Genomic DNA, 11,302 nt, shown 5'->3' on the forward strand with positions numbered 1-11,302 from the left:
AAAGTTCCCCGCACCTGGCCCTGGGCCAACCAGATCGTGAACGCATGGCAGCGCATCACCTCCCTGCCGCAAGCGCCCTAACCAGCACGAACCCGTCCCCGCGACCAAAGAAAGGACCCCGGGGCCTGTGGAACCCCCGGCTACCCGGCCCGACAGCCGGGCAACCACCACGCCCAGGCCACAAAAACCAGCCACACCACAACAAAACACAACCTCCCCACCCACTCACCGACCGCCGTGAAAAGTCAGGGCAAGTGGCTCCCGGTGCTCCGTCGCAGGCATCGGTTGGCGTTCTGGCACAGCGGAGGAGCATGACGCTTTCCCGTGTCGATCGCGTGTCGCCGGGTTTGCCGGTACGAGGTGGGAGGTCGTGTGGGCGAAGTCGGAGGGTTGGACTGTCATGAAGGTGTCCATAATGGACTCTTCTGTCCATGGGCGTGTCCATGGGGCGGCGCCAACCATGCCTCCCCGGTCGGCCGGCCAGTCGCGACCGGGCTACGTATGCCCAGGCTGCTACCCATTCTGTGTGACCTTGGACACTCATAATCCGTCAGGTCGTGGGTTCGAGTCCCACCTGCCCCACCAAAGCGCCTGGTCAGAGCCGCTGGCGCGGGTAGGCTGCATGATCGCTACCACCCAAAATTTTTACCGCTTCCCCCGTACGTTCGCCAGTGTCGGCGTACGGCGCTGGTCACGAGCGGGCACCGATCGACAGGCGCTTCCCGCACACCCCAGCCACGACAGCTAACCAGATGATCTGCGTAAGCTCATGTTGCGAGCGCGCGACGGGCGCGCGACGGAAGGGCGAACGCCAATGGAGCAGCACGTCATCGTCGCCGAACTGTCCGCGGCCGGCGCGCAGGAATTGCTGGCAGCGACGTCGATGGCCCACCTCGCCTACAACGCCGAGGACGGAACACCGCGTGTGATTCCGGTCGGCTTCTTCTGGACGGGCACGGAGTTCGTGATCTCGACTGCCACGACCTCGCCGAAGGTGGCCGCGCTGAGGGCTCGTCCTGACGTTGCGCTGTCGATCGATGGGGGTGATACGCCCGAGCAGGCACGGGCGCTGTCGGTGCGCGGGCGGGCGAGCGTCGAGATCGTTGACGGCCTGGTACCCGAGTACCTCGCTGCAGCGCGCAAGTCGATGGGCGCCGAGGCGGCCGCCGAGTTCGAGAAGAACTGCCGTGAGATGTACGACCAGATGGCCCGCATCGCGATCGTGCCGAGCTGGGTGCGCTTCTACGATTTCGGCGCGGGTCGCATGCCGAAGTTTCTGAAGGAGCTCGCCGAACGCAACCGGGAGCAGCGGCCATGATCGTCGCCACCCATCACCCCAGGAATGCTGGTGGGCTTCCATGCCGGCGACGCCCACGGTCAGGGTCCGATGAAACTCCGCGAACACCACGGGCAGTGCCTCCGGCGGCACATGGACGATCGACCATCAGGCGACGACGCCGCCGAGTTCCCCGTCACGCAGATCCAGGGCGGTCATCGAGCCCACCTCGAACCGCAGTTCTGGATGTCTGCGGCGGGGCGACCTCCACCATCTTCGGTGACAGGCCGACACCCAGCATCGACAAGCCCAGCGAGTCCAGGTATGCGGTGACCTGACCCGGACCGCACCCGACATCCGCCACCACGCCGCCGCCGTCAGCACGGACGAGTTCGGCGAACGCGGTCAGCATCGCCCGTCCCAGCGGCTCCTGCTCGAACAGCGGCGGCACAAGCGCCGCGTAGTTCCTCCGCAACAGCGTCGTAGGACTCTCGGGCAGCGGTCAGGTACGAAGGCTCAGCCACCCGGATGACGGTAGCCGCCGCGCCGATCGGGCAGTCGTGAGCTTGCCGAACGCGGAGTCATCGGCTGCGGCGAGCAGCCGCAGAGCGGCCGTTACAGCGCGTCGAGTTCGTGGCTGATGAAGCCAGGGCCGGCCGAGGAGATCTGCGGTCCGATTACCGCGAGACCACCGCGCCGTTGTCGGCCGGGGCTTCGGGCGTGAACAACGGATATGCCGCCGGGACAGCGGCGCGCTGGTGGTCCCCTTCCGGCGGGAAGGGGACCACCGGCGGCGGGTCAGCCGACCTTCTCGATCCGCGCGTGGCGGATGAGGTTCTTGCCAGCCTCGCGAACCTGGTCGAATGCCGCGTTGTTCAGGAGCACACAGCTGCCGGAAACCCCGTTTACCTTGACCGTGGTGGACTTGTTGTTGTCCAGGTTGGTCACCTTCAGGGTGGTGCCCACCGGGAACTGGTTGCTGGTCGCGGCGGGCGCGCCGCCCTCACCGGACAGCGTCACCGTCGAACCGGGGCACACCACCTGGCCGGCGGCTCCCCCATTGGCGGCGGCGTTGCCGGCCTGACCGGCGTTGTTGTTCGCCGCCCCGGCCGCCTGGGCGGGTGCCGAGCTGCTCGCGGCCGCCTGCGACGACGCCGGAGCCTGGGCCGTGATGTTGTTCGTGCACCCTGCGGCGGCACGGCGCTGCTGGATCAGGTTGACCACGGCCTGCCGATTGGCGATTCTGGCTGCGGACTGCGCGTCAGGGTTGGCCTGCTGGGCGGCGATGAAGTTCAGGTTGTTCTGTAACGCCTGATCGAGGCCGGCGCAGTTCTCCGCGGCGTGGCTTTCCGGGTTGCTGAAAGCGGTGAATCCGATCGCCGCGGCTGCCGAGAGCACGACCACCGCGCCGGCGCCGATGATGGCGGGCTTGCGGTGTCGACGTCGAGCAGACACGTGTGTCTCCTCTCGTTAGGTGGACGGGGTCGCCGTTCCAGTACGCACCGGTAACGAGATGGGTTCAAAGGGTCTAGACCTCTCAGTTGGACGATCAGATCAACCGCCAAAGCATTTCATCGCGGACGGTGTCCAGTTGGCAACGCGAAAGGGTAAGAACACTTTCTTTCCGCGTTCCTCGGTGGATTCCTCGGCCGTTTGGAGCAACGGAAATATCACCTCAATGTCGGCGGGCCGGCCTCTCGACGGCGTCCGTAGCTTTCCGTGGACACCCGGGAACAGGCCGCTGTCCACGGCGGCGACGTTGTCGACACCCGTCCGGCTCCGGCTGGGCGGCGTACCGGTGTCCGGTCAGTTGGTGGACTCGGTGACGTCCCGGTTGTTCGGCACGAGGTCGTGCGCTTCGCGGTCGGGGTCGTCGATGCCGAAGCTGATGACGCGGTCCGGGTGGATGCGGATGATGGCCCCGTCGGTGCCGATCGAGTGGTCGTACGCCGAGTCGGTCGGCGCCCCGATCGCCTCGGCGGTGCCCCGGATCTCCAGGCACCGTACCCGCCACGGTTGCACCGAGGCGATGTCGTCAACGACGAAGGCGACCCGGCCGTTCGCGGCGACGTTCCGGAACTTCCGGGTGGACGCCATGTTGAAGCCACCGATGTCGATGGTCTTGGTGTCCGGGTTGTAGCGGAACCCGACCGGGTTCACCTGGAGCGTGCCGTCCGGCTGGGCGGTGGCCAGCCGGCCCAGGCGCTGGCTGGCGAGGTAGGCGAGTTCGGCTTCGGTGAAGGGCATGGTGCTCCTCCTGCGCGGTGGGTTGCCGCGCCCAGCATCCGACCTCGACCTAACTGGAGGTCAACCGTCGGATCCGACCGCTGGCCGATTCTCCGGCAGGGACTGCCACCAGCTCATCACCGCGCGGACCAGGCCGCCGGTCCGCGGGTTGTCCGGTTCGATGGTGACCGCGTAACCGGCCCGGCTCACGGCCAGCCCGGTGACCGGGCCGACCGCGGCGACCGCGACCGGTCCGTTGAGCGCCGCCCGCACTGGCTCGGCGATGCCGGCGGCGCCGGCCAGTGCGGCCAGCCCGTGCACCGCTCCGGGCGAGGTGAACGTGACCACGTCGAGGTCCCGGGCGGCGACCGCGCGGGCCAGCCGGGTGCCCGGTTCCGGGTCCTCCGGCGGAGTAGACACGTAGGGCGTGATGATCTCCAGCTCGACGCCGATCCGGGCGAGTTCGCCGTAGGGGTGGCCGCCCGCGCCGTGCACCTGCACGGCCACCACCTCGCCGGGACGCACCCGCGCGGCGAGCCACTCCTCGACCTGGGCGTCGCGCTCGTCGGGGGCCACCCAGGCCGGGTCGACGCCGAGACGCCGCAGCCCGCCGGCGGCCTTCGTGCCCCGCGCGACGACGGTGGCACCGGCGAGCGTCCGCACCAGCGCGTCGAGCCGGCCGGTGCGCTCGGCCGCCTCGGTGAGCAGCCGCACACCGGTGCCCGTCGACGCGGCAAACCACGGCGGCCGCAGCCTGGCCAGCCGGTCGATCGCGGCGGCCAGCGTGCCGTCGTCCACCGGCTTGTCGCCGCCGAGGGTCGGGCCGTGCAGGACGTGCGCGCCCCGCCGCTCGAACGCGGTCACCAGCTCGACGCCCTTGCGGGCGCCGGTCACCCCGACGCGAGGTCCGCCCACGCGCTCCTGACCGGGAATCACGGAGGACCAGCCTGCTCCATTCGGCGGCGGCTCACAATCCCGGTTCGCCCGCGCAGTGCGGAGACCACGGCCACGGGTGCACGCGCTGACCTTCGCTCGGGCCATTGCCGCGGGATCGTGTGCCGGGCACCATCAGGAAAACCGAACGGTGTTCAGTCAAAGGGGACTGGCCATGGGTGAGCGGAACCTGGCCCGACAGGCGGACCGCCAGTTGGACCGGCACGGTGACTACGACTCCCTGTTCTTCGAGGGCGCCTGGTACTCCTCCGGCTGGCTGGCCGATCGCGCCGCCCGGCTCGCCACGGGCCTGATCGGCCAGGGTGTGGGCCCCGGCGACCGGGTGGTCATTCTCATGGCGAACTGCCCGGAAGTGCTGGTCACCTATCAGGCGGTATGGCGGGCCGGCGGTGTGGTCACACCGCTGATCTTCCTGGTCAGCGAGGACGAGCTGCGGCACGCCCTCACCGACTCGGGCGCGGTCGGCGTGGTCACCACGGCCGAGTTCGCGCCGAAGGTCGGCGCCGCGGCGCGCGGCGTGCCCACGGTCCGGTTCGTCACCGTCGTCGGCGGCTCGCCGGACCAGCTTCCCGTGCCGGGGTTCGACTTCGCCGAGCTGGCCGCGCACGAACCGGGTTCCATCGTCGACCGCGCGGACGACGACCTAGCCGCGCTGCTGTACACGGGCGGCACCACCGGCCGTTCCAAGGGTGTGCCGATGACGCACGCGAACCTCTACTGGTGCGGCTCGGCCGCCTACCAGTCGTCCGCCCGCGACGACCTGACCACCGGCCTCGTCCCGCTGCCCCTGGCGCACGCCTACGGCCTGCTGGTCACCTGCGTCGGCATGCACCAGGAGCAACCGGGCAGGACGATCCTCATGCGCTGGTTCGACCCGGCCGGCTGGGTCGACCTGGCGGAGACGCACCGGGTGCAGCGCAGTGCCCTGGTCCCGTCGATGATCCAGATGCTGCTCACCCAGCCGCTGGAGCAGGCGGACCTCTCCGCGCTGGTCGCGGTGACCTCCGGGGCGTCCCCGCTGGCGGATGAGGTGCGGGCCGAGTTCGAGGCCAGGGTGCCCAGCGCGAAGATCTACGAGGGCTACGGCTGCAGCGAGACCGGCGCGGTCATCTCGGGCAACCCGCTGGACGCGCGCCGCCCCGGCAGCGTCGGGACACCGGTGCCCGGCGTCGAGGTGACGATCCGCGACGACGACGACCACGAGCTGCCGCCCGGCCAGGACGGCGAGATCTGCGTCCGCTCGCCCGGCGTCATGTCCGGCTACTGGCACGCCCCGGAGGCCACCACGGCCGCACTGGTCGGCGGCTGGCTGCACACCGGCGACATCGGCCACCTCGACGCGGACGGCTACCTGTACGTGGTCGACCGCAAGAAGGATCTGATCATCCGCGGCGGGTTCAACGTCTACCCGAGGGACGTGGAGGACGCTCTGCTCGGCCATCCCGCGGTCGCCCTGGCCGGTGTGGTCGGCCGCCCCGACTCGCGTCTCGGCGAGGAGGTTGTCGCCTTCGTCTCGCTGCGCCCCGAAGCCACCGTCACCGCCGACGAGCTGACCGCGTACGCCAAGGAACGCCTGGCCGCGCACAAGTACCCGCGCGAGATCCGCATCGTCCCCGAGGTCCCGCTGACCAGCGTCGGCAAACTCGACCGCAAACGCCTCCGCGCCATGGTCCGCGCCGACGCCGAACGCTCGGCGGCCCAGCAGGCGGCACGCTGACGCCGGTCACTCCCGCACGACGGTTGCCCTGCTCGCCAATGCCTTGTGGCGTCGGACGGCTCGGGCAACCGGAATTGCGGAACGTTTGAGCCCCGTGGCCCGTCGGTGTGGAAACCGGGCGGAAGCGGTCGACGCTCTCGCGGTACCGGTCGGTAGGTAACGGTGTGGTTGCCGCGCGTAGCATCCTGCGGTGCCGCAGCGATGGAAAGTCCGTCGCCGGCAACGGGTCCGCGTGGTTCTGCCGCCCGGAACGACGAGCAGTCCGTGTACTTACCACTGTGCTGCGACACGACGCTGCGAGGGGGCGAGGTGGCCGACACCGGGGGCGGGAGCGCGGTGGATGCGGTGCGCTCGCTGCTGGTGGAGTTCCAGCGGGGCGGAGAGCCGGAACTGCTCACCACCGCGGTGCGCACGGTCCGAGGATGGGTGGACGCGGCGGGCTTCGCCGACCTGGACGGCCCGGTTCGGGCGCTCGTGTGGACGCTCGGGGCAGCCGCGCTGACCTTGCGGGCACGCACCGAGCAGGCCGAGCCGACCGATCTCGATCAGGCGATCGACTGGACGGAACGGGCCGTCGGGGCATGGCCGGCGGACCATCCGAACCTGCCAGGTGCCCGAGCCAACCTGGCGACCGCGCTGAGCGACCGTTACGACCGCGACCGTGATCCGGCCGATCTGCGGCGGGCGCTGTCGCTGTTCGACGCCGCGATCGCCGGGCTACGCGCCACCGGCGTGCGGCTGGACGTCGCCCTGCACGGCCAGGGTCTCTGCTACCACGCCCGGGCCACCGCGCCGGGTGGGTCCGGAGTGGACGATCTCGACCGGGCGATCGAGCGGTTCCGTGCGGCACTGGACAGCGAGGACCCGGACCCGGAAGACCGGGCAGGATATCTGAACAGCCTCGGTCTGTCCCTGCGCGCCAAGGGACGCGCGGTGACCAAGCCCGGACTGCTGGCGGAGGCAGCCGACGCCTTCCGGGCGGCCCGCGAGCTGGGGCGGCAGGGCGGGGAGAGCTACGTCGCGGCGACGGTCAACCTGGCCGGCGTGCTCCACGAGCGCGCCGAGGGGGACAACGACATCGGCCTGCTGCGCGAGGCGGTCGAGCTGTACCGCGACGTGCTGCCCGCCGTCGACGGGCAGCGCCACACCCGGGTCACCACGAACCTCGCGACGGCGTTGACCGACCTGTACCGGTACTCCCGCGACCGCACCCTCCTGGACGCCGCGATTCACGACCTGCGGCGCAGCGCCGAGGACATGCCGGACCCGGCCGACCGCCGAGCCGCGCTGACCAACCTGGCCGCCGCGCTCCACGAACTGTTCGCCAACACCGGCCGGCTCACCGCGCTGGACGACGCGATCGCGGTACAGGAAGAGGTGCTCGGGCCCGGGTGCCCGCGTAATCCGGATCGCACGCTTAACCTGGGGATCAGCCTGCTTGACCGGTTTCGCCGGCGACGCGCCTCGGCTGACCTTGATCGGGCGATCGCGCTGTTCGAGGAGACCGCGCGGACCGCGACGTCGTGGGTGGTGCGGGCCTCCGCGTTCAACAGCCACGCCAACGCGCTGTCGCTGCGGTTCGACGCCACGCGAGCGCGCGCGGATATCGACGGCTGCATCGAGCTGCGGGAACGGGCCGTGGACACCGCGGCGCCCGGATCCCTGGACGAGGCGTTGTACCGGGGCAACCTGGGCGTCGACCTGCTCACCCGGTTCGAGTTGGACGGCGACGGGCGCGACCTGGACCGGGCGGTGGACACGCAGCGACGGGCGGTCGGCAAGGTCCCGGACACCTCGGTCGACTGGGTGCTGTTGCAGGTCGGGCTGGCCGACAGCCTGGCCGCCCGGACCGCGCGGCGCACGGCTGACGTCGCCGAGGACGTCAGCGCCGCGCGGGAGGCGTACCGTGCCGCGGTCACCGCCGGCCTCGCGTCCCGGCCGGAGCACGCGCTCGCCGCGGCGATGCGTTGGGGCGACTGGGAAGCGCGGCGGGACTGCTGGACGGAGGCGGTCGAAGCCCACGAGTCCGGGTTGACGGCGATGACGCGGCTGGTCGGCCGCCAGCAACTGCGCGCGGACAAGGAAAGCTGGCTCGGGGACGCGCAGGGTTTACCGGCGGCGGCCGGCCTCGCGCACACCCGGCGCGGCGACCCCATCCGGGCGGTGGTGGCCCTGGAACACGGCCGCGCGATGCTGCTCGCCGAGGCCCTGCACCGGCGCCGCGGGGTGGAGCCGGGCGAGGTGGCCGAGCAGTTTCTCGCACCGCCGACGTTCGACCTCGTCGCGCAGGCCGCCGCGCGGTGCCCGCTGGTGTACTTCGCCGCCACGGACCACGGTGGCCTCGCGCTCGTCGTGCGGGACGGTGCCGCGACGCCCGTGCCGCTGGACGACCTGACCGCCGACGACCTGCGGCGCCGCGTCGAGGCACACCTGGCCGCCTACACCGCCTACCGGAACAGTCCCGAAACCGGTCGGGACGGCTGGTCGCGCTCGCTCGCCTCGACGGGCAGTTGGCTGTGGACGGTCGCTGTGGGTCCGGTGCTCGACAGCCTCGCCGGTTGTCCCGAGGCCGTGTTCGTGGCCGGCGGCCTGCTGGGACTGCTCCCACTGCACGCGGCGTGGACCGAAGACTCGGCGCGGCCGACCGGACGCCGGTATGCCCTCGACGAGCTGGCGATCAGCTACGCACCGAACGCGCGTGCCCTGCGGGCCGCCCGGGAGCTGGCGGACACCGTGGTCGACCGCCGGTTGCTCGCGGTGGTCGATCCGGCGCCGGTGGCCGCGCCACCACTGCCGTTCGCCCGGTACGAGTCGCGCGGTTTCACCGCCGGGGCAGGGCTGACAGCCACCGAGTTACCCGGCCGCCGCGCCACCCCGTTGGCCTTCGAACGGCACGCCGCCAACGCGGACATCCTGCTGCTGGCCTGCCACGGTCAGGCGGACCTCGCCGACCCACTGCACAGCGGCCTGCTCCTCGCCGGACGGCCGGTGGACCTCCGGCAGCTTATGGACATGCGCCTGCGGATCCGGTTGGCCGTGCTCTCCGCGTGCGAGACCGCGCTGCCCGGTATCGACCTGCTCGACGAGGTGATCGGCCTGCCCACCGGCCTGCTGCAGGCCGGCGTCGCCGGCGTGGTCGCGTCCCAGTGGGCGGTGCCCGACCGCGCCACCGCGATGCTGATGACCGAGTTCGCCCGGCGGTGGGCGGGCGGCGGGCAGGCGCCCACAGCCGCGCTCCGCGCGGCGCAGCAGTGGCTGCGGGACACCACCAACGGCGAGAAGCGCCAGCACTGGATCGACAGCCTCACCACGGACCCGGCGCTTCCGGTGGACGTCGTGGAGGAGTACGTCGCCGCGCTGAACCATGCCGAGCCCGACGACCGCGACCACGCCGATCCGCTGACGTGGGCCACCTTCGCGCATATCGGGGTCTGACCAGGCCGCCACGACGAGGTTCGGGAAGAAGGAGAACCATGGACGAGACCACTCTGCGCGAGCTGACCGCCCGGTTGTTGACCGAGTTGCCGGACCTCATTCCGAACCCGGACGAGCGGACCCCGGTCGCCGAGGCGATCACCACGGCTTTGGCCGACCAGGCGGATGGTCGGCTGCCTCTGCTGCAGGCGCTGGCCTCGCATCCGGCGACCCGGCGGTGGATGCGCGAGCACGACGCCAGCGCGGAGGACGTTCTTCGCACGGTGACGTCCTCAGTGGACGTTCTCGGCACGCCCAACGCGCAGCTGGGGCTCTACTACGTCTGCCCGGAGCGGGACCACGACGAAGTCCTGCTGGCCATTCCGGAACAGCCGCCGCTGTGTCCGACGCACGGTGTCCGGATGGATCTGGTGGAGGACTGACGCCATGCTCGACGCGTTCTGGTCCGGCGTCGGAGAGGAACTCGCGCGCCGCTGGGTCGCCCGGGTGCTCACCCCGGCGCTCGCGTTCTGGGTCGGCGGCCTGAGCCTGCTCTGGTGGGACGTGCACCGCGCCGGGGTGGCCGCCAGCGGATGGGTCGCCGAAATCACCAGAACGGCCGAGCAACTGGGGCGTCTGCCCGTGCTCGTCCAGGGCGCACTGGTGGTCGGCGGGCTGGTGGTGGTCGCCGCGTCCGCCGTGGTGGCCGAACGGCTGACCGTGCCGGTGCTGCGGTTCCTCGAGGGCTACTGGGCGCGGCCGCAGTGGTTGCGGCGCCGCATGGTCACCCACCGGCAGCGGCGGTACGAGAAGGCGCGCAACCGTGCCCGCTCGCTGCAGCTCCGGCAGCGCCGCGGTCGCCTCAGCGTCGCCGAATACGCCGAGCTGCGCCAGCTTCGCCAGGACCCGGCGCGTGATCCGCAGCGCCGCACCGAGTTGGAGAGCGCCGCCGCCGACGCGCTGACCGCGCAGGAGGCGACGCAACTCGGCAAAGACCTGCAGTGGTTGCGGACCACGCCCGACCGCGACGAGCTGCGCATGCCGACCCGCCTCGGCGATGCGCTGCGGGCCGCGGAACGCCGGCCGGTCACCAGCTACGGCATGGACGCGGTGGTCTGCTGGAACGCGCTGTGGCACACGCTGCCGCAGCAGGCTCGCACCGAGCTGAGCCAGGCCCGTGCCGCGCTGGATACCGCGGCTCGCGGCTGGCTGTGGGGAGTTCTCTTTCTGGTCTGGACGCCGTTGAGCTGGTGGGCCGTCCCGATCGGTGTGCTGATTCCCGTGGTGAGCTACTGGTTCGGGATCGTGCCGCGCGGCATCGCATTCGGGCGGCTCATCGTCACCTGCTACGACCTGTACCGGTTCAACCTGTACGACGCCCTGCACCTGCCGCGCCCGGAATCCCCGGAGCAGGAACGCACGAAGGCCGGCCCCCGGGTCACCGCCGCCCTCTGGGGCACGCTGGCCGAGGCCGGTCTCCGATACCGCTTCGACCCGGTCCCCGAGTCCCCCGTGAACAACGACCCGCCGCCTGCCATACAGGTATTGTGATCACTGTGCGGCCCGATTTGCCGGACCAAGTGGTGACCAAAGAGCGTTATTCAGGCCGGCTTGATCACCTCAAAGTAGGGCAACGACCCCGATCAGGTAAGATCGTTTTCCTACCACAGAACACGACTTACAGGCGGGGCCGTTGCGTTACCAGTCTACTACAG

At 70.9% G+C, this 11,302-nt stretch carries 9 protein-coding genes; 5 read left to right on the plus strand and 4 right to left on the minus strand.

Annotated elements, in window-relative coordinates; all coding sequences use genetic code 11:
* The first annotated feature begins 814 nt into the window (after positions 1–814).
* Positions 815–1,318 (plus strand): pyridoxamine 5'-phosphate oxidase family protein, encoded by a 504-nt coding sequence (locus FFT21_RS27505; protein ID WP_137816834.1) that lies wholly within the window; start codon positions 815–817, stop codon positions 1,316–1,318.
* A gap of 154 nt (positions 1,319–1,472) precedes the next feature.
* Here FFT21_RS27505 and FFT21_RS30835 read toward each other — a convergent pair whose 3' ends face one another.
* The 4 genes from FFT21_RS30835 to FFT21_RS27525 all read right to left on the minus strand — a co-directional run bounded on the left by FFT21_RS30835 (position 1,473) and on the right by FFT21_RS27525 (position 4,417).
* On the minus strand, positions 1,473–1,727 hold the full coding sequence (locus tag FFT21_RS30835) for a class I SAM-dependent methyltransferase (protein ID WP_371856873.1): 255 nt from the start codon (positions 1,725–1,727) through the stop codon (positions 1,473–1,475).
* Between the two features lie 347 nt (positions 1,728–2,074).
* Positions 2,075–2,674 carry an SCO2207 family protein gene (locus tag FFT21_RS27515; RefSeq protein WP_371856874.1) on the minus strand — a complete coding sequence of 200 codons (600 nt, stop codon included), beginning with the start codon at positions 2,672–2,674 and terminating at the stop codon, positions 2,075–2,077.
* A 408-nt stretch (positions 2,675–3,082) separates the two neighbouring features.
* Entirely contained in the window at positions 3,083–3,523 is a 441-nt protein-coding gene (locus FFT21_RS27520; protein ID WP_137816836.1) for a PPOX class F420-dependent oxidoreductase, read from the minus strand.
* A 60-nt stretch (positions 3,524–3,583) separates the two neighbouring features.
* Positions 3,584–4,417, minus strand: coding sequence for a uroporphyrinogen-III synthase (locus tag FFT21_RS27525; RefSeq protein ID WP_192909794.1), 834 nt, complete (start codon positions 4,415–4,417; stop codon positions 3,584–3,586).
* A gap of 193 nt (positions 4,418–4,610) precedes the next feature.
* Between FFT21_RS27525 and FFT21_RS27530 the strand changes: the two genes are divergently transcribed.
* The 4 genes from FFT21_RS27530 to FFT21_RS27545 all read left to right on the plus strand — a co-directional run bounded on the left by FFT21_RS27530 (position 4,611) and on the right by FFT21_RS27545 (position 11,138).
* Entirely contained in the window at positions 4,611–6,173 is a 1,563-nt protein-coding gene (locus FFT21_RS27530) for a class I adenylate-forming enzyme family protein (RefSeq protein ID WP_137816838.1), read from the plus strand.
* Positions 6,174–6,437: 264 nt separating this feature from the next.
* Positions 6,438–9,608: a CHAT domain-containing protein gene (locus FFT21_RS27535; RefSeq protein WP_192909795.1), complete on the plus strand. Its 3,171-nt coding sequence runs from the start codon at positions 6,438–6,440 to the stop codon at positions 9,606–9,608.
* A 38-nt stretch (positions 9,609–9,646) separates the two neighbouring features.
* Positions 9,647–10,030 carry a hypothetical protein gene (locus tag FFT21_RS27540; protein WP_137816840.1) on the plus strand — a complete coding sequence of 128 codons (384 nt, stop codon included), beginning with the start codon at positions 9,647–9,649 and terminating at the stop codon, positions 10,028–10,030.
* 4 nt (positions 10,031–10,034) lie between these two features.
* Positions 10,035–11,138, plus strand: coding sequence for a hypothetical protein (locus FFT21_RS27545; protein ID WP_137816841.1), 1,104 nt, complete (start codon positions 10,035–10,037; stop codon positions 11,136–11,138).
* Positions 11,139–11,302: the final 164 nt, after the last annotated feature.

Origin of the sequence: Gandjariella thermophila (assembly GCF_005405885.1) — a bacterium.
Lineage (GTDB): Bacteria > Actinomycetota > Actinomycetes > Mycobacteriales > Pseudonocardiaceae > Gandjariella > Gandjariella thermophila.

Coding starts and splice junctions, on each gene's coding strand:
- FFT21_RS27505 (WP_137816834.1), top strand. CDS start 815: ATGGAGCAGCACGTCATCGTCGCCGAACTGTCCGCGGCCGGCGCGCAG.
- FFT21_RS27520 (WP_137816836.1), bottom strand. CDS start 3,523: ATGCCCTTCACCGAAGCCGAACTCGCCTACCTCGCCAGCCAGCGCCTG.
- FFT21_RS27530 (WP_137816838.1), top strand. CDS start 4,611: ATGGGTGAGCGGAACCTGGCCCGACAGGCGGACCGCCAGTTGGACCGG.
- FFT21_RS27540 (WP_137816840.1), top strand. CDS start 9,647: ATGGACGAGACCACTCTGCGCGAGCTGACCGCCCGGTTGTTGACCGAG.
- FFT21_RS27545 (WP_137816841.1), top strand. CDS start 10,035: ATGCTCGACGCGTTCTGGTCCGGCGTCGGAGAGGAACTCGCGCGCCGC.